At 49.5% G+C, this 16,906-nt stretch carries 21 protein-coding genes; 19 read left to right on the forward strand and 2 right to left on the reverse strand.

What is annotated here, in order from left to right:
* Positions 1-17: 17 nt before the first annotated feature.
* The 4 genes from rho to NYE37_RS01595 all read left to right on the forward strand — a co-directional run bounded on the left by rho (position 18) and on the right by NYE37_RS01595 (position 3,555).
* Complete coding sequence (gene rho / locus NYE37_RS01580) at positions 18-1,289, forward strand: transcription termination factor Rho (RefSeq protein WP_037995753.1); 1,272 nt, start codon at positions 18-20, stop codon at positions 1,287-1,289.
* A 92-nt stretch (positions 1,290-1,381) separates the two neighbouring features.
* Positions 1,382-2,368 carry a M23 family metallopeptidase gene (locus NYE37_RS01585; RefSeq protein WP_198050900.1) on the forward strand — a complete coding sequence of 329 codons (987 nt, stop codon included), beginning with the start codon at positions 1,382-1,384 and terminating at the stop codon, positions 2,366-2,368.
* Positions 2,369-2,557: 189 nt separating this feature from the next.
* Entirely contained in the window at positions 2,558-2,758 is a 201-nt protein-coding gene (gene rpmE, locus NYE37_RS01590; RefSeq protein ID WP_037995751.1) for a 50S ribosomal protein L31, read from the forward strand.
* Positions 2,759-2,940: 182 nt separating this feature from the next.
* The gene (locus tag NYE37_RS01595) at positions 2,941-3,555 is read left to right on the forward strand and encodes a thymidine kinase (RefSeq protein ID WP_037995750.1); all 615 of its coding nucleotides are present in this window, start codon (positions 2,941-2,943) and stop codon (positions 3,553-3,555) included.
* 25 nt (positions 3,556-3,580) lie between these two features.
* Here the strand turns inward: NYE37_RS01595 and NYE37_RS01600 are convergent, their stop codons facing one another.
* Entirely contained in the window at positions 3,581-4,606 is a 1,026-nt protein-coding gene (locus tag NYE37_RS01600; RefSeq protein WP_037995747.1) for a CPBP family intramembrane glutamic endopeptidase, read from the reverse strand.
* 197 nt (positions 4,607-4,803) lie between these two features.
* Here NYE37_RS01600 and prfA point away from each other — a divergent pair, with 197 nt between their 5' ends.
* The 5 genes from prfA to NYE37_RS01625 all read left to right on the forward strand — a co-directional run bounded on the left by prfA (position 4,804) and on the right by NYE37_RS01625 (position 9,188).
* Positions 4,804-5,883, forward strand: a complete 1,080-nt coding sequence (gene prfA, locus NYE37_RS01605; protein WP_037995745.1) for a peptide chain release factor 1 — start codon at positions 4,804-4,806, stop codon at positions 5,881-5,883.
* 17 nt (positions 5,884-5,900) lie between these two features.
* Positions 5,901-6,797 (forward strand): peptide chain release factor N(5)-glutamine methyltransferase, encoded by an 897-nt coding sequence (gene prmC, locus NYE37_RS01610; RefSeq protein ID WP_049720716.1) that lies wholly within the window; start codon positions 5,901-5,903, stop codon positions 6,795-6,797.
* 59 nt (positions 6,798-6,856) lie between these two features.
* Complete coding sequence (gene spoIIR / locus NYE37_RS01615) at positions 6,857-7,525, forward strand: stage II sporulation protein R (protein ID WP_049720715.1); 669 nt, start codon at positions 6,857-6,859, stop codon at positions 7,523-7,525.
* A 73-nt stretch (positions 7,526-7,598) separates the two neighbouring features.
* Positions 7,599-8,072, forward strand: a complete 474-nt coding sequence (locus NYE37_RS01620; protein WP_037995837.1) for a GNAT family N-acetyltransferase — start codon at positions 7,599-7,601, stop codon at positions 8,070-8,072.
* Positions 8,073-8,120: 48 nt separating this feature from the next.
* Complete coding sequence (locus NYE37_RS01625) at positions 8,121-9,188, forward strand: L-threonylcarbamoyladenylate synthase (RefSeq protein WP_049720714.1); 1,068 nt, start codon at positions 8,121-8,123, stop codon at positions 9,186-9,188.
* 58 nt (positions 9,189-9,246) lie between these two features.
* Here NYE37_RS01625 and NYE37_RS01630 read toward each other — a convergent pair whose 3' ends face one another.
* Entirely contained in the window at positions 9,247-10,395 is a 1,149-nt protein-coding gene (locus tag NYE37_RS01630) for a metallophosphoesterase (protein WP_198050898.1), read from the reverse strand.
* Positions 10,396-10,534: 139 nt separating this feature from the next.
* Here NYE37_RS01630 and NYE37_RS01635 point away from each other — a divergent pair, with 139 nt between their 5' ends.
* The 10 genes from NYE37_RS01635 (at position 10,535) to atpE (ending at position 16,898) form a co-directional block, all read left to right on the forward strand.
* Complete coding sequence (locus tag NYE37_RS01635; protein WP_037995831.1) at positions 10,535-11,095, forward strand: manganese efflux pump MntP; 561 nt, start codon at positions 10,535-10,537, stop codon at positions 11,093-11,095.
* Between the two features lie 137 nt (positions 11,096-11,232).
* Positions 11,233-11,877, forward strand: a complete 645-nt coding sequence (locus NYE37_RS01640; protein ID WP_340712041.1) for a low molecular weight protein arginine phosphatase — start codon at positions 11,233-11,235, stop codon at positions 11,875-11,877.
* A 59-nt stretch (positions 11,878-11,936) separates the two neighbouring features.
* On the forward strand, positions 11,937-12,380 hold the full coding sequence (gene rpiB / locus NYE37_RS01645) for a ribose 5-phosphate isomerase B (RefSeq protein WP_037995829.1): 444 nt from the start codon (positions 11,937-11,939) through the stop codon (positions 12,378-12,380).
* Positions 12,377-12,922 (forward strand): TIGR01440 family protein, encoded by a 546-nt coding sequence (locus tag NYE37_RS01650; RefSeq protein WP_049720710.1) that lies wholly within the window; start codon positions 12,377-12,379, stop codon positions 12,920-12,922. Before rpiB ends, NYE37_RS01650 begins: the two co-directional genes overlap by 4 nt.
* A 70-nt stretch (positions 12,923-12,992) precedes the next feature.
* On the forward strand, positions 12,993-14,234 hold the full coding sequence (gene glyA / locus NYE37_RS01655) for a serine hydroxymethyltransferase (protein WP_049720709.1): 1,242 nt from the start codon (positions 12,993-12,995) through the stop codon (positions 14,232-14,234).
* A 132-nt stretch (positions 14,235-14,366) separates the two neighbouring features.
* Entirely contained in the window at positions 14,367-14,996 is a 630-nt protein-coding gene (gene upp / locus NYE37_RS01660) for a uracil phosphoribosyltransferase (protein WP_037996622.1), read from the forward strand.
* Positions 14,997-15,208: 212 nt separating this feature from the next.
* On the forward strand, positions 15,209-15,418 hold the full coding sequence (locus tag NYE37_RS01665; protein WP_037996624.1) for an AtpZ/AtpI family protein: 210 nt from the start codon (positions 15,209-15,211) through the stop codon (positions 15,416-15,418).
* 6 nt (positions 15,419-15,424) lie between these two features.
* Entirely contained in the window at positions 15,425-15,802 is a 378-nt protein-coding gene (locus tag NYE37_RS13980) for an ATP synthase subunit I (protein ID WP_037996626.1), read from the forward strand.
* An 18-nt stretch (positions 15,803-15,820) separates the two neighbouring features.
* Positions 15,821-16,579, forward strand: coding sequence for a F0F1 ATP synthase subunit A (gene atpB, locus NYE37_RS01670; protein WP_049720708.1), 759 nt, complete (start codon positions 15,821-15,823; stop codon positions 16,577-16,579).
* A 94-nt stretch (positions 16,580-16,673) separates the two neighbouring features.
* Positions 16,674-16,898 (forward strand): F0F1 ATP synthase subunit C, encoded by a 225-nt coding sequence (gene atpE, locus NYE37_RS01675; protein ID WP_037996628.1) that lies wholly within the window; start codon positions 16,674-16,676, stop codon positions 16,896-16,898.
* Positions 16,899-16,906 lie beyond the last annotated feature (8 nt).

Raw genomic sequence — 16,906 nt, forward strand, 5'->3', positions numbered from 1 at the left:
GAGTGGTGATGCGACACATGGAGCTCACGTTAAGTGATTTGGAAAATCGCCGCTTGGTGGATTTGTATAAGCTGGCGAAAGAATATCAAATTCCGTACTATTCACAGATGAAAAAGAAAGAATTGATTTTTGCGATTTTAAAAGCCAAGGCGGAAAAAGACGGATATATGTTTATGGAGGGTGTGCTGGACATCCTTTCCGAGGGATACGGTTTTTTAAGGCCGATTAATTTCCTTCCGTCCTCCGAGGATATTTACATCTCCGCTTCACAAATCCGCCGCTTTGATTTGCGGTCCGGAGATCTGGTGTCCGGTAAAGTCCGGCCTCCGAAAGAAAATGAGCGTTATTTTGGATTGCTTCATGTAGAAGCAGTCAATGGCGAAGACCCCGACATTGCTGCGGAAAGGCTCCACTTTGCTGCGCTTACTCCTCTTTACCCGCAGAAACGTCTCTTTTTGGAAACCACCCCAGATCGGATTTCAACGCGGATGATGGATTTGATCGCCCCGGTCGGTTTGGGACAGCGCGGTTTGATCGTCGCTCAGCCCAAAGCCGGCAAAACGATGCTGTTAAAAGAAATTGCCAATAGTATTACCACCAATCACCCGGATATCGAATTGTTCGTCCTGTTGATTGACGAACGGCCCGAAGAAGTGACGGACATGCAGCGGTCCGTGGATGCGGAAGTGGTGAGTTCCACTTTTGATGAGTTGCCGGAAAACCATGTTAAAGTGGCGGAGCTGGTTTTGGAAAGAGCCCAACGTCTGGTGGAACACAAAAAAGATGTGGTCATTTTGCTGGATAGTATTACACGCTTGGCACGAGCCTATAACCTGGTGATTCCCCCGAGCGGACGGACTTTGTCCGGCGGAATCGATCCGGCTGCTTTGCACCGGCCGAAAAGATTTTTCGGTGCCGCTCGCAACGTGGAAGAAGGCGGCAGCTTGACCATTTTGGCGACGGCGCTGGTGGATACCGGGTCGCGGATGGATGATGTGATTTATGAGGAATTTAAGGGAACGGGGAACATGGAACTTCATTTGGACCGCCGTCTGGCCGAGCGCAGAATTTTCCCGGCCATTGACATCCGCCGCTCCGGAACGCGCCGTGAGGAATTGTTGCTCAGCAAGACCGAACTGGAAAAGTTGTGGATGATTCGCAAGTCATTGAATGATTCTTCTGATTATACAGAAGCTATGGTGAAACGGTTGAAAAACACCGAGTCGAATGAGGAATTCCTCGCTTCGATCGAGTTCAAGTCCCATCGCACCAAGACATCGGTCTCTTAACGCCGGCTTGTTGTCATATTAAAGAAATTCCTCACATAAAGATAAAACCGGGTGAACTTCACCCCATCCATTATCTTCTGTGAGGTGCTAAAATGTCTTCAAAACGTGCCTTATTGGCTTCTTCCTTAGCCATCTGTTCAACATCGGCTTCATGGATGATGGGGACGGATAAGCATCCGGTTTATGCCCGGGAATTGGCCGATGGAGCTGATCCGGAACCGGAGAAGGAGCAGATTGCACAGGAAGCAATGTACCAATTTTTAAGCCCCATTTCTCAGGTTGCCGAGGGGAATTTGGCTGCCACGGTGGAGACAAAGCCTCTCACTTATCGTGTGCAAAAGGGGGATACGCTGTCACAGATCGGCCGATTGTTCGGAATCCCTCATCAAGAGCTGGTCCGGTTCAACCGGTTGGAAAACCCGGACTTGTTATACATTGGTCAGGAGATCAAAATTCCTTTGGCGAAAAAATGGGTTCGCTTGGAGTCCGGGGATACCTTGTCGGCTTTGGCCGAGACGTACCATACATCCCGTGAACTGTTGCTTTATTTGAACCCGAAGCTGAAGGAGGCCCCGCTCACGTATGCCGGGCAACTCATTGCCGTTCCCGAGAAATGGAGGGAAAGCATTCCGGGGTCATGGCCGAAAAAAGCGAATGCGAACAAAAAGAAAAAGAATACGATCCGGTTGGCAGACCGTGAAGGGGCTTATGTGTTCCGGTGGCCGGTCAATGGGCAGATCACCAGCAATTTCGGCTGGCGAAACGGCCGTCAGCATAAAGGGATTGATATTTGGAACGCAAAGAAAGCCAAAGCTGAAATTTGTGCATCGTTAAGCGGAGTCGTGATCCAGGCGGGTTATTCCGGATCTTACGGAAATCTTGTGGTCATTGACCATGGCGGCGGATGGGTCACTTATTATGCACATCTCAGCCAAATTTTGGTCAGCAAAGGCCAGGAGATTGAAACAGGGAACGTTTTGGGGATGATGGGACAGACCGGTCGTGCCACGGGTTATCATTTGCATTTTGAGGTTCGCAAAAACGGGAAAGCGATTAATCCCTTGCGGGTTTTAAAATAACTTGCTCTCATATTGGTTTATTTTTATGGAAGGGCACACTCTCCTGAAACCGGAGAGTGTGCCTTTTTAAACGGCCGGTTGCGACGGGGGCTGGTCTCTTTTCTTGCTTTCTCATCATCAAACGTGCTATAATACACCAGTGGTTCTAAATGTACGTATGGAAGCGGCATTAGGAAAGAGGTGAGACGAATGAAACAAGGAATTCATCCGGAATACAAATTGACCAAAGTCACCTGTGCGTGTGGAAATACATTTGAAACCGGATCGACCGTTGAAAACTTGAGGGTGGATATTTGCTCAGAATGTCATCCGTTTTTCACCGGGAAACAAAAAATGGTCAGTGCAGGTGGGCGTATCGATCGCTTCAAAAAGAAATACAACCTCAAATAATATCCTGGCAAGTCAGGCAAGCAGAAAATCGGGCTTGCCTTTTTATTTTTCATTCAGCAAACTTGAGACTGTGTATGTTAAAATAAAGAGAGTTTGCTTGGGCATCCAGAAGGGCTGGGTGCTTTTTCTTTGTGTAAAGAAATGGATTGAGCATCAATTTTTCGGGAGTTGGAGGAACAACAATGAGAGATATTCATCCATTAAGTGGTGATCACAGCGGCTGGATTGAAGTGATTTGCGGCGGGATGTTTTCCGGAAAAAGCGAAGAGTTGATCCGCCGGATCCGCCGTGCCAAAATTGCCAGGCAGAAAGTGGCCGCCTTTAAACCGGCCATTGATGACCGCTACCATCAAGAAGCGATCGCATCACACAATGGTTTGATGGCGGATGCCCGTCCGGTGAAAAGTGCAAGTGAAATTCCCGGATTGCTGGAAGAAAATGTGGATGTGGTGGCCATTGACGAGATTCAGTTTTTTGAACCCGAAATCGTCGATATTTGCCAGCAGTTGGCCGATCAGGGAAAACGGGTGATTTGTGCCGGATTGGATCAGGATTTTCGGGGAAAGCCGTTTGGCCCGACTCCGGTGTTGTTGGCTGTGGCGGAATATGTGACAAAATTGCAGGCCATTTGTGTAAAATGCGGAGGTCCGGCAAGCCGCACCCAGAGGCTGATCGATGGACGTCCGGCTGCCATTGATGATCCGGTGATCCAAGTCGGGGCCAAAGAACAATATGAAGCCCGTTGCCGGCACTGCCATGAGGTGTTGAGACAGAAAGAAGGGATTCTTGAAATATAAAAAACCCGCCGTTTGGAGACGGGGGTTAACTGCCCAACAGGCTCACGGAGATGTTATACGTCGCATGAATGATCATACATACGGTGGTGTTATAACGGATCCGTGCCCAACCCAGTACCAAGGCAAGCAACAGAACAACAAGGGAATTGAAACTGAATCCGTAGTTAGCGTGGACCAATGTAAACAACAGACTGGTGTAGACGAAGCCGAACCGCGGGAGCAATGCCCCCCGGAAAATCATTTCTTCTCCAAGAGCCGCTGCCAGTCCGATGGTTAAAATGCCGGGAATGGATGAGAGTAACGGTCCGAGCATTTTGTCCGTCAACTCATTGGCATGCACGTTCTCGGACCAATTCAGGGTCTCTGCCACCGATTGTGCGATGATCGGGGCCAAAAGCATGATCAGTCCGATACTAATGCCGGCTGCCGCCTGCTTGAGGGTGATTTTTTTCAATCCCAAGCGGTCCAAAGATTCCTTGAATGATCGTCTGGACAGCCATCCCACCCCGACCAGTCCCAAAATGCCGAACAGGATGTCTTGCGACCAGATGGAGGAAAGCGTTCCGGCTTCATCTCCGGGAACCGTCTGTTCATTGATCGATTCCAACCCGAAGCTCTGAGTGACAAAAAACTGAATAAAAACCAGCATGGAAAGGGATAAGGCGACGGCATGGACCTTGCTCCCGGGGTGAATGCGGAGAAAACGGGCACAAAACCGGCGTACGGGCGGCAACAAAACCGACATGGCGATCAAGGACGGGATCCATAGTGACATACCGACGTTTTTAACCATGTTCACTGAATACGGATCGACATCGAAATTTTGTGTCCATGGCAAGAAAGCATGGCTGTAGAAAAAAAGCAAGAGACCGATGATGAAACTGGCAAGATAACCGATCCATACGATCAAGTAACACAGAAAACCCAAAATGTTTCCCTTTATATCGGAATCGGAGTATGTATTTTCGGAATGGTTTATCAGCCAAAATAAAACAATCAAAGGACCGATAAGCAACAGATTATTGATGATGTTAAAGATGACTTCGTTCATGATCGCTCTCCTTTTATATTTTTTAACCGGTCTTCTGCTTTTTTATCATACCATTCTTTCCAATCCATTTCCTTCGCTTTCTTTCAAGGCTTGTGGTAAAATCAATTGATGCCAATTCTTGATCAATCATCATACTTATATCTTATAGTTAGCCGATATGCATGGCAAAATGATCCGATTTTACGGGAGTGAGCACAGTGTTAGATCGTCTTGAGGCGATACATCAACGTTATGAAGAGTTAAGCCGCCTGCTTTGTGACCCGGAAGTGATCAATGATACCAAAAAGTTGCGTGAATACTCCAAGGAGCAGGCCGGGTTGGAAGAAAAAAATCAAGCCTATATTGAATATAAAGAGACGATTGAGCAATTGAATGATGCAAAATCGATGTTGGAAGATAAACTGGACGAAGAAATGCGTGAATTGGTGAAAGCCGAAATCGACGAACTGAGCCGCCGGAAAGAGGAGCTGGAGGAAAGGATCAAAGTCCTGTTGCTGCCCAAAGACCCGAATGACGAGAAAAGCGTGATCGTGGAAGTGCGCGGGGCGGCAGGAGGAGAAGAAGCTGCATTGTTTGCCGCGGATTTGTACCGCATGTATACGCGTTTTGCAGAAAGACAAGGATGGAAAGTGGAAGTCCTGGAGGCAAACACCACCGGGCTCGGCGGATTTAAAGAAGTGGTTTTCTCTGTGGATGGCAACGGGGCTTACAGCAAATTGAAGTATGAGAACGGGGCACACCGGGTACAACGGGTGCCGGAGACGGAGTCCGGCGGACGGATTCACACGTCAACGGCCACGGTTGCCGTTTTGCCGGAGGCCGAGGAAGTGGAAGTGGAGATTCATGATAAAGACATTCGCATCGACACTTTCTGCTCCAGCGGCCCCGGGGGGCAAAGCGTCAACACGACCCAGTCTGCCGTACGCGTTACCCATCTTCCGACGGGGATTGTTGTTTCCTGTCAGGATGAAAAATCACAAAACAGCAACAAAGAGAAAGCGATGAGGGTGCTTCGTGCCCGCTTGTTTGACTTGAAGCAGAAAGAAGAAATGGAAAAAATGGCAAACGCCCGAAGAATGGCCGTGGGATCCGGTGACCGAAGCGAACGGATCCGGACTTACAATTTTCCGCAAAGCCGGGTAACGGATCATCGCATCGGACTGACGTTGCACAAATTGGATCTGATTCTGAACGGAGAACTGGAAGAGATTATCGATGCGCTCATTTTGCATGAGCAAACCGAGTTGTTGAAGGAGCAGGAAACAAAGACTTCCTGATTCAAAGGGTGAGTTTGATGAAAAATAAAACGATCCGGGAAGCCTGGCAAAAGGCTTCTTCTTTTTTACAGCAAAGCGGAACCGATTCTCCGCAGTTTGAAGCGGAATACATGATGCGCCGGCTTCTCGGGGTGGAGCGGGCCGCGTTTTTTGCGAAAATGGCCGATCCTTGGCCAAAGCGTCTGGAACCCAAATTCCGGGAATGGCTGAAACGACGTGGCGAGGGGGAACCGCTGCAATATATCGTGGGGGATCAGGAGTTTTTTGGGCGGGTTTTTGAGGTGAAGCCCGGGGTGTTGATTCCCAGACCGGAAACCGAATTGCTGGTGGAAGCTGTGTTGCGGGAAGGGGAAAAGCTGTTTGCCGGCCGTCCGGTACATGTGGTCGATGTCGGGACGGGAAGCGGGGCGATTGCTGTCTCGTTGGCACTGGAACATCCCCACTGGCAGGTCACCGCGATTGACATTTCAGAACAAGCATTGTCGGTGGCAAGGCAAAATGCCCGGAAATTCGGGGTGAAAGAGCGGATCCGGTGGGTTTTGGGAAGTTATTTAAAGCCGCTTGAAAAGGAGCATCCCCCCATCGACATTTTGGTTTCCAATCCACCGTATATACGTTCCGGGGAGATTGCAAGCCTTGACAAAACCGTTTCTTGTTATGAGCCCCGCCTTGCATTGGACGGGGGAGCGGACGGCCTTGAACCGTACCGTCGGATCACCCGGCAACTTTCCGGTTGGCCAAAAAGCCCGCGGCTGGTTGCTTTTGAAATTGGCGCCGACCAAGGCGAAGAGGTTTGCGGGCTGGTTCGCCAAATGCCGCGCATCACCCGCGTGGAAGTGAGAAAAGATCTGGCGGGAAGAGACCGGATGGTTTTGGGATGGTTTCAGGACGGAGAATCAATTCTGAAAAAATAAGATTAAGTTTTCTCCTCTCTGTCCATACTGTGGGTAGGGATAAAGAGGAGGAATGGGCAATGCGTAAATGGACTTATTTCATTCTTGGTATCATCGTGCTTTCCGGAGGAATCTTTTTTTACCAACGGGTTTGGGAGGATGCGACCCAAACGCAAATGGCGTCATCTTCGAACCGGATCCCGGATCAGGCCATCCGCCTCAGAATTTTGGCCAACAGCGACCAGCCAGAAGATCAGTGGTTAAAACGAAAAGTCCGCGACGAAGTAATTCACGAAATGAATACATGGGTGACTCAGCCCCGTACGATTGAAGAAGCGAGAAAACTGGTGAAAGAGCACTTGCCCCGTTTTGAGGAAATTGCGCGGAAAACGGTCAGAGAACAGGGGTATGATTACGCGGTCCGGGTGGACTATGGAATGGTTCCGTTCCCGACCAAATTATACGGAGACAAGGTTTATCCCGCCGGAGATTATGAGGCGCTTCGCATCCAGATCGGAAGCGGCAAAGGGGAGAATTGGTGGTGCGTGTTGTTTCCTCCCCTGTGTTTTGTGGATATGAGCAACGGGGATGCCGTCAAGGCCAAATCGCCCGAATCGTTCTCCACTTCCATGACATCGGCGCAACCGGTTTATGCTTCGGAAGCGAAAGCACAAAAAGAAGAACAGGACAAGAAGCCCGAAGTACGGTTTTTTCTCTTGGACCAGGCAAAGAAGTGGATGAATGACTGACTCTTTGGTTCTATGAAACCTTTTTCTTTCATACCGCTAATATCAAAGAGTTTCAGCGGAATGGGGGAAAGGTATGTTTATCATCCGTCAAGCGGAGAAAAAAGATTTGTTTCAGATTCGCAAATTGCTCAAAGAAGTCGGATTAAATGACCGGGGGATCGAGGAGCACCTGGATCACTTTTTTATCGCCGAACTTCCCGGCGGAGGGGAAGGGGATGTTTCCCAAATGGTGGGCATCGTTGGCATGGAAGTGTATCCTCCGTACGGGTTGATCCGGTCTTTTGTTTTGGAGCGGGCTCCCTGGAACAGCAAAGTGGGAGTCCATATGATTCAAGTCATTCTTTCTTATGCCGAACAGATGGGGTTGTCCCGGATTTATTTGCTGGCCGGTCAATCCACGCATTTTTTCACCCGGCTCGGTTTTGTCAAGACCGGCGAAGAACATTTGCCGGAAGAGTTGCATCAATCCGCCCATTTGAAACAGTCGATCCACCGGGGGCAGCCGATGGTATACACCTGTGAGAATCCGACCTCGTTGCCGCATTGAGAAAATGTGTTATCATAAGTGGATAAAACGTGGAAAAGAAGGGAGCCAATGTTGAAAAAGACAGAACGGTTTCAACTGGATTGCGGGATGGAGGAAAAACAGCTCATTCATTCGGAAGCCATCAAACGGGCGGCGGCTTATTTGCGCCAGGGGAAACTGGTCGCTTTTCCCACGGAAACCGTCTATGGTTTGGGAGCGATTGCCACATCCCGCGACAGTGTTGCACAGATTTATGAAGCCAAAGGAAGGCCTTCGGACAATCCGTTAATTATTCATATCGGAAAAAAAGAGCAGCTGGCCAAATGGGTCCGCCGGTTTCCGGAGAATGCGCAAAAGCTGGCGGAAAAATTTTGGCCAGGCCCTCTGACGATGGTATTGCCCCACCGTGATAACCTGGCGGAAAACGTGACGGCAGGACTTTCGACGGTGGCGGTCCGGATGCCGGATCATCCGGTTGCGCTGGCCTTGTTAAACGAGGTGGACATTCCGGTGGCGGCTCCCAGTGCCAATCGTTCCGGGAAGCCCAGTCCCACGACGGCCGAGCATGTTTTAAATGATCTGGACGGAAGAATTGACGGAATCTTGGATGGAGGTCCGACCGGCATCGGGGTGGAATCCACCGTGGTCGACGTCAGCGGGGAAATCCCCGTGTTGCTCCGGCCGGGAGGAATCACTTTGGAACAGTTGCAAGAAACACTGGGGGAAGTTCGCGTGGACCCCGGATTGATGGACGCAAGCCAAACGCCCCGTTCACCCGGCATGAAATACCGGCATTACGCCCCGCAGGGAGAAATGTGGCTGGTCAAAGGGAATCCGGAAGCGGTGATTTTGTACATACAACAACAAGTCCAAGAGGCCGTCAAAAACGGAAAACGGGTCGGGGTTCTCACCACGGAAGAGAACCAAGGAAAGTATGATCGGGCGGATTGTGTGATTGCAGCCGGATCCCGCCGCCATCCGGCCAGCGTTGCCCGCCATTTGTATGGTGCATTGCGCCGTTTTGACGAACAAAAGGTGGATGTGATTTTTGCGGAAGCTTTTCCGGAACAAGGGTTGTTTGCTTCCGTGATGAATCGCATGAAAAAAGCGGCCTCCGGCAACATGGTGGAAGTGTGAGACAATAGGCCCTGAAACCAAAAAACAGCTGCAATCTTCTGCAGCTGTTTTTTTCTGTTTATGTAAAATTCATCGTGATTTCCACGACTTCCGGCCGGTTTCCGATCCGAAGAGGCGGTCCCCATGTGCCGAACCCGCAGGAGACGACGGAATAAAAACCGCCTTTTTGCAAAAGTCCCCAGTCATTCTCGTAGATCATGGCGGTGATCCAGTTTCCGGGGAAAATTTGTCCGTGGTGGGTATGCCCGGAAAGCATCAGGTCAATGCCGTTTTTTTGTGCCTGTTCCAGCTCGATCGGTTGGTGATCCAGAAGAATCAAGGGTTGGGAAGAATCGGTTCCTTTCATCAAAGATGCCAGATCTTTGCGTCCCGGTTCCCGGATCAAATGAGGGTCATCCCGGCCGATCAGGGTGAAACGGTTTGGGAATACAACCTTCTCGTCTTTTAAAACCTTTATGCCGGCTTGTTTCAACGCCTGCATCAGTTCGCTTCCCCGTTCGGCAAGATCGCGGTCATGGTTTCCGGGAACGGCATAGACGCCATACGGTGCCTTGATATTTCCCAACGCAGTGGCCAATTTCCGGTCTTCCCCCGGCGGAAGAGGACCGTTGGTGATGTCACCGGCCAACAAAACCAAATCCGGTTTGATTTGATGAATCATCTGTTGCAAGGTTTTCAGTCTGTCCGTATCGATGACGGGACCGTAATGGATGTCGGATACCATGGCAATCCGGAGTTGTTTCATTTCGCCGGCATCTTTGTTGACGTGGACGTTGTATTTTTTGACCACCGGATGTTGTGCATTCCAACTGCCGTAAGCCACGGGAACCGTTGCGAGGAGAAAAACTGCCGCAGCCAGGGAATAAGGAGTGAAATGATGATTTTTAAAGGCGGGAGGAATGAATTTGGCCAGGCGGTCGATGAAGCGGACCACATCGAGCATCAGGATCAGAAAGAACAAATATAAAACGATGATCATGGAGTGTCCTCCCCAGATGCCCAACCAGGAACCGATGCGCTCAGGCAAAAGGTTTTTTCCCAGTTCGGACAGCGGGAAAGGGACGATCAGTGCCAACAGCGCCGCGATAAAAAGGACTTTGCTTACGGGGGAATCCTTACGGATCAAATATTTCCAACCTTTGCGGCCGATGTAATAACCCATCAGGCCATACAGTGTCAAAAAAATCAAAATAACCAGACCCCACATATGGCTCTCTCCTCTTAATTGATTGAAATGGTCTGTAGATGATTTTACTACAGATTCCGGTGGCCATGGCAAGCTTGGTTCTTTTTTTCGGGATCCGGCATATGATGGAATGTGACAAGCAGGCTCAGGGGGGGAACCAATGGAGCTTACACTCATTCAATGGGGTCAAGTGATGACTTTATCCATGATTGCGGTAGCACTCGGCATGGATGCTTTTTCCATGGGAATCGGGCTGGGATTGAAGCGGATTTCCGGTTCGCAAATGACGTTGATCAGCCTGTCCGTCGGCCTTTTTCATATCATCATGCCTCTTTTGGGAATGGGGATCGGGCACTTTTTAAGTGCTTTGTTGAAAGATATTGCCGTCATGCTGGGAGGCATCATGCTTTGCTTGTTGGGGTTGAATATGCTGTACCAGGTCGTCAAAGGGGATGATTCGGAGGAACTTCAAGTTCAATCGTTCTGGCAAACATTGATGCTTTCACTGAGTGTAAGCATGGATTCCCTTTCGGCTGGATTGAGTCTCGGCTTTTTTTCGACAGACATGGTGCTCGCGGTTTTGTTGTTTGGTTTCGCCGGACTGACCATGGCGGGAACGGGACTGATGCTCGGACGAATTTTCGGGGGATGGATTGGCCGCTACGGGGAAGTGATCGGAGGGTTTATTTTGCTTTTTTTGGGAGGAAAATTTCTGTTTTGACCGCTGGCGGCAGGAACAGAGAAGATGTGGAAGCCGCCGGGGATTTAGTGGTATGTTTTTAAAAGAAAGGGGGAAAGGGTATATCATCCATCTGTTCAACGGATACTGAAGAACAGGTGAAAATTGAGGTGAACATCATGAAAAGGGTGTTGTTTGTTTGCACGGGGAATACCTGCCGGAGTCCCATGGCAGAAGGATTGTTCCGTGAAACGGCCAGGAAAAGGAACATCCCGGTCGAGGTGAAGTCCGCCGGAATTGCTGCCATCGACGGGGTGAGGCCGTCCATGCAGGCGGTGGAGGTATTAAAAGAAAAAGGCATCAACTGCAATCATCGTTCCCGTTTATTGAATCAGCAACTCGTCGAATGGTCTGATTTGATTTTGGCGATGACGGAAGAGCATAAACAATTCATCGCACAAAACTTCTTGCAAAGCAGAGAAAAAATATACACTTTGAAAGAGTATGCTTTGTGGGGAGAAGAATCTGAGCAAATCCATAAAAAGCTGGATCAATTGTATCTGGAAGCGGAAAGCATCCGGGCAAAAATTCAGGCCCAGTTTTCCGTCAAAGCGGACGAGCCTTGGCCGGACGAAGCAAAGGCCGCCATGGAAAAAGCCCTGAAGCCGCTGAGGGAACAGGAACAACAATATCTGGAAGAGATGAATGGGACAATGGATATTGAAGATCCGGTCGGCGGCAGCGTGGAGCGGTACCGGGAATGCGCCGCGGAATTGAAAAAATACATTAACCGGATTTTAGACCGGTGGGAGCAAGAATCATGACCCGGCGGGAAGGATTGATGATGTTATACTAAGATGGATCCAAGGAGGGAGATGAAGGGATGAAGCTGATCATCGGATCCGATCACGGTGGCAGAAATTTGAAAGAAGAGATTAAAGGACTGCTTGAGGAAATGAACATTGCTTATGAGGACGCAGGTTGTGATTGCGACACATCGGTGGATTATCCCGATTATGCCAAACCGGTGGCCAAACGCGTCGCCGAAGGGGAATTTGACCGGGGAATTTTAATTTGCGGAACCGGCATCGGGATGTCGATTGCCGCCAATAAAATCAAGGGAATCCGTTGTGCGGTCGTCAGCGATGAATACTCGGCGCGGATGAGCCGTGAACACAACAATGCCAATGTCCTGGCATTGGGCGAACGGGTCGTGGGGCCCGACCTGGCCAAATCCATTGTCCGCACCTGGCTGAAGGCCGAGTTTCAGGGAGACCGTCATCAGCGCCGTTTGGATAAGATCGAGCAATTGGAAAATGAAGGATGATCATGATGAAAGAGGAAGTGAAAAGGGCCTTACGTGATTTATTGGCGGCGATGCCCTTGGATGCCGGACATGTTTTGGTTGTAGGTACGAGCACCAGCGAAGTGGCCGGGAAACGGATCGGTTCCGGCGGCAGTGAGGAAATTGCGCGCGAATTGTATGAAGGAATTTCGGAAATTCAAAAGCAAGCTGGCTTTCATCTGGCATTTCAATGCTGTGAACATTTGAACCGGGCATTGGTGGTTGAACGAAAAACCGCCGAACGTTTTGGTTGGCCGGAAGTGACGGTGGTTCCCGTGAACAATGCCGGCGGAGCCATGGCCGCATATGCGTACAGACACATGGAGCAACCGGTGGTGGTCGAACAGATTCAGGCCGATGCGGGCATTGATATCGGGGATACACTGATCGGCATGCATTTAAAGCCTGTGGCCGTTCCCGTACGCTCTCAGCAAAAGACGATCGGACAAGCACATGTCACGTTGGCCAAGACCCGCCCCAAACTGATCGGGGGAGAGCGGGCCGTTTATGCGTTGGAAAAGTAATCCGAGTCCAAAAAAGAGAACTTGTTTGATAAAATAGAGAAAATTACCGAACAGGACAAGGAGGCAAATCATGAAGCAATTAATCACCAGCGATCCGCAAGTGGCTGAAGCCATCCAACAGGAACTGGGGCGTCAACGGGATAAAATCGAGTTGATTGCTTCGGAAAACTTCGTATCCCCGGCTGTGATGGAAGCGATGGGGACGGTCTTGACGAATAAGTATGCCGAAGGCTATCCGGGAAAGAGATATTACGGCGGCTGTGAGTATGTGGATGTGGTGGAAGACTTGGCAAGGAACCGTGCCAAGGAATTGTTTGGTGCAGAACACGCCAATGTTCAGCCTCACTCCGGCGCCCAAGCGAATATGGCCGTCTATTTTGCCGTTTTGGAACCGGGAGACACGGTATTGGGCATGAATCTTGCCCATGGGGGCCATTTGACCCATGGAAGCCCGGTGAATTTCTCCGGAAAAATGTACAATTTTGTCGCCTATGGGGTGGATCGTGAATCCCACCGGATCGATTATGAAGAAGTTCGCAAAGTTGCCTTGGAACATAAGCCGAAGATGATTGTGGCGGGAGCCAGCGCCTATCCCCGGATCATCGATTTCAAGCGGTTTCGGGAAATTGCCGATGAAGTCGGTGCATATCTGATGGTGGACATGGCTCACATTGCCGGACTGGTGGCGACGGGACTTCATCCCAATCCGGTTCCTTATGCCGATTTTGTCACCACCACCACACATAAGACGTTGCGCGGGCCGCGGGGCGGCATGATCTTGTGCAAAGAAAAATATGCAAAGCAAATTGACAAATCTGTCTTCCCGGGGGTTCAAGGAGGACCGCTGATGCATGTGATCGCGGCCAAAGCCGTGGCGCTCGGGGAAGCCTTGACCGATGAATTTAAAACCTATACCCAAAACATTGTCGACAATGCCAAAAAGTTGGCGGAATCTTTGAAAGAGGAAGGGTTTAACCTGATTTCAGGCGGAACGGATAACCATCTGATCCTGATGGATGTCCGCAACTTCAACCTGACCGGCAAAAAAGCGGAACATCTGCTGGATGAAGTGGGGATCACGACCAATAAAAACGCGATTCCTTTTGATCCGGAAAAACCGTTTGTCACCAGCGGAGTCCGTATTGGCACGGCCGCTGTGACCAGCCGCGGCATGGACGGAAAAGCCATGGAGGAAATCGCGCAAATCATCGGATTGACTTTGAAAAATCCGGAAGACGAAAATGCACGGGAGGAAGCCAAAAAACGGGTGGCCCGGCTGACGGAAACGTATCCCTTGTATCCACAACTTTAACGGATTCATATGCCCGATCCGAGAGGGTCGGGTTTTTGGCAATAAGAAACATATATAAAAAAGTTGTGTACACAGGGTGAATTATGGTTATAATCAGTTGGATAAAAAATAGATGAGAAAGAGGTGAAGCAAGTGGGTCGTGTACATGTATTAGATCACCCGCTCATTCAACATAAGCTGACGTATATCCGGGACAAAAACACCGGCACGAAAGAGTTTCGCGAACTGGTGGACGAAGTCGCCGCTTTAATGGCTTATGAAATTACGAGAGACATGCCTTTGCGTGAAGTGGAAGTGGAAACGCCGCTGGCCAGGGCCAAATGTCAAGTGTTGGCCGGAAAAAAACTGGGCCTCGTTCCGATTTTGCGTGCGGGACTCGGCATGGTGGACGGAATTTTGAAATTGATCCCTGCCGCAAAGGTGGGGCATTTGGGAATGTACCGGGATCCGGAAACCTTAGAAGCGGTGAAATATTATTCCAAAATGCCTCCGGATATCGGAGAACGGGAATTGATTGTGATCGATCCCATGCTGGCAACGGGCGGGTCGGCCGCAGCGGGAATTTCCGTGCTGAAAGAAATGGGGGCCAAACAAATCAAACTGATGTGTTTGATTGCTGCTCAAGCCGGTATTGACCGCGTGCAAAAAGAACACGATGATGTGGATATTTATGTCGCGGCAGTCGATCCGGTTCTGAATGAAAAAAGTTATATCATTCCGGGACTGGGAGATGCAGGAGATCGACTCTTCGGTACAAAATAATTTTGAAAAAACCCGGTGTTTCAAGCGGAGTTTTTTAAATTGCGACAATTTGTTCATAAGTGTTTTTGAGAAAACGTTGACAAAAGATAGAACGCTTCGTTACTATAGGCAGGGGGAAGGATGGAAAACTGAGAAAACTTCACTCTTGTCAATCCGGCTCCCTACGGCGAAACTTCCCCTTTGAAAATGCCAAATGTTACGGGGGTTTTAAATTGAACGGAAATGCATGGCGGTTGTTTGCCGTGATCAGTTCCATGGGAATGGAAATCGTTCTTTTGACCTTGGGGGGAGCTTGGTTAGGGAAAAAACTGGATACGGTTTGGGGAACCCGGCCGTATCTTTTGATGGCTGGAGTGTTGCTGGGATTGGGAGTGGGTTTTTTCAGTGCCATTTACACCCTGAAAGCATTGTTAAAGGAATGAACCCTCATGGATACCGTGAAGACCATTCGGAAGCGAGTGGTATCCCTCACAACCGGACTCCTCACTCTGTTATTGATCATTTGGTTTATGACTCCGCACCAACGCATTGTTGCAGGCGTTTTCCTGGGTTTATGTGTAAGTTTGTACAATGTCTTAAACTTGTTGTGGAAAATAAAAATAGGTAGGGAAAGTGCCTTTCATGCAAAACCAAGATTTCGGGGAGTTGGAATGATTCATCGTTATCTCATGGTTGCCCTCGCTGTCATGATTGCTGTCAGATTTCCGGAATGGATTGAAGTCAAGGCAATTGTCGCAGGGTTACCAGTTTGCTATATATTGTTTTATTGCACTCAGTTTATCCAAGTGATTCGCTCTTCATCTTAAAGAGAAAGGAGTGAGGGAATGGAACTTACACCGAAGCTGGGATTTGAAGTGGCCGGGATTCCGATTCAATTTGACGTCACGGTCATGTTTACAACCACGGTCGCATGCATCCTGGTTTTTGTGATCGCCATGCTTGCTGCCCGTCGCCTTTCGCTTGTTCCGACCGGCATGCAGAATGTGGTTGAGATGGTGATCGAATTTACGCAGGGAATAGTCCGTGCCAGCATCTCGGGGAAAACGGCTGAACGTTTCTTCGGCTTTGCATTCACGCTTTTTCTGTTTATCTTTATCTCCAACCAGATGGGAGTCATGTTCAATGTCGTCGCCGAGTCGCATGTATCGATTCCGTTTTTGAAAATTTGGGCGGCCGATTCAGCCGGAGAAGGGGAACATTATGCGTATGCCCTGTGGAAATCGCCCACCGCCGACATCAATGTAACCATGGCCATGGCTTTGGCCATCACGCTGGCGGCTCATTTCCTGGGCTTCAAAAAATCTCCCAAGCATTATATTTCCCACTACTTCCAGCCTTTCTGGCCGATGGTCTTGATGCATGCGGTGGATGAAGTGGCGAAACCGTTGACACACGGCATGCGTTTATGGGCCAATATCTTTGCCGGTGAAGTGTTGATCATTGTGATGGTGAAAGGCAGCTGGTTCCTGACCGGGGCCCCGTTGATAGTCTGGCTGGGTTATTCCTTGTTCGTCGGAACCATTCAGGCCTATGTCTTCACCGTGTTGGCCATGGTTTACATGGCGCAAAAAATTGAATCATGACAATCAGAATGCAGTCTGAAGTCAGTCTTGTCTGATCCGCATATGGACTATCAAAAAAATTTTGAAACGAAAACAAATCAGAGGAGGAAATATCATGGATGTAAACATTTTGGCTGGTGCATTGTTGCTCGCAGTCGCAGCGATTGCCGGAGGATTTGGAAACGCAGTGGTATACAGCCGTTATTTGGAAGGGTCTGCCCGTCAACCCGAAATGGAAGGGAAACTTTTCACCCGGGCGTTTATCGGGATTGCGTTGGTTGAGGCATTGCCGGTTATTGCCGTGGCATTTGGTGTCATGTTGTTCTTCGGTGTAATTTAATGGATCGA

It is taken from the genome of Thermoactinomyces sp. FSL K6-2592 (genome assembly GCF_038006465.1).
Lineage (GTDB): Bacteria > Bacillota > Bacilli > Thermoactinomycetales > Thermoactinomycetaceae > Thermoactinomyces > Thermoactinomyces vulgaris.

Bases quoted from the DNA above. Each gene is read 5' to 3' on its own strand.
- rho (WP_037995753.1), top strand. From the start codon at position 18: ATGGAGCTCACGTTAAGTGATTTGGAAAATCGCCGCTTGGTGGATTTG.
- NYE37_RS01585 (WP_198050900.1), top strand. From the start codon at position 1,382: ATGTCTTCAAAACGTGCCTTATTGGCTTCTTCCTTAGCCATCTGTTCA.
- rpmE (WP_037995751.1), top strand. From the start codon at position 2,558: ATGAAACAAGGAATTCATCCGGAATACAAATTGACCAAAGTCACCTGT.
- NYE37_RS01595 (WP_037995750.1), top strand. From the start codon at position 2,941: ATGAGAGATATTCATCCATTAAGTGGTGATCACAGCGGCTGGATTGAA.
- NYE37_RS01600 (WP_037995747.1), bottom strand. From the start codon at position 4,606: ATGAACGAAGTCATCTTTAACATCATCAATAATCTGTTGCTTATCGGT.
- prmC (WP_049720716.1), top strand. From the start codon at position 5,901: ATGAAAAATAAAACGATCCGGGAAGCCTGGCAAAAGGCTTCTTCTTTT.
- spoIIR (WP_049720715.1), top strand. From the start codon at position 6,857: ATGCGTAAATGGACTTATTTCATTCTTGGTATCATCGTGCTTTCCGGA.
- NYE37_RS01620 (WP_037995837.1), top strand. From the start codon at position 7,599: ATGTTTATCATCCGTCAAGCGGAGAAAAAAGATTTGTTTCAGATTCGC.
- NYE37_RS01625 (WP_049720714.1), top strand. From the start codon at position 8,121: ATGTTGAAAAAGACAGAACGGTTTCAACTGGATTGCGGGATGGAGGAA.
- NYE37_RS01630 (WP_198050898.1), bottom strand. From the start codon at position 10,395: ATGTGGGGTCTGGTTATTTTGATTTTTTTGACACTGTATGGCCTGATG.
- NYE37_RS01635 (WP_037995831.1), top strand. From the start codon at position 10,535: ATGGAGCTTACACTCATTCAATGGGGTCAAGTGATGACTTTATCCATG.
- NYE37_RS01640 (WP_340712041.1), top strand. From the start codon at position 11,233: ATGAAAAGGGTGTTGTTTGTTTGCACGGGGAATACCTGCCGGAGTCCC.
- rpiB (WP_037995829.1), top strand. From the start codon at position 11,937: ATGAAGCTGATCATCGGATCCGATCACGGTGGCAGAAATTTGAAAGAA.
- NYE37_RS01650 (WP_049720710.1), top strand. From the start codon at position 12,377: ATGATCATGATGAAAGAGGAAGTGAAAAGGGCCTTACGTGATTTATTG.
- glyA (WP_049720709.1), top strand. From the start codon at position 12,993: ATGAAGCAATTAATCACCAGCGATCCGCAAGTGGCTGAAGCCATCCAA.
- NYE37_RS13980 (WP_037996626.1), top strand. From the start codon at position 15,425: ATGGATACCGTGAAGACCATTCGGAAGCGAGTGGTATCCCTCACAACC.
- atpB (WP_049720708.1), top strand. From the start codon at position 15,821: ATGGAACTTACACCGAAGCTGGGATTTGAAGTGGCCGGGATTCCGATT.
- atpE (WP_037996628.1), top strand. From the start codon at position 16,674: ATGGATGTAAACATTTTGGCTGGTGCATTGTTGCTCGCAGTCGCAGCG.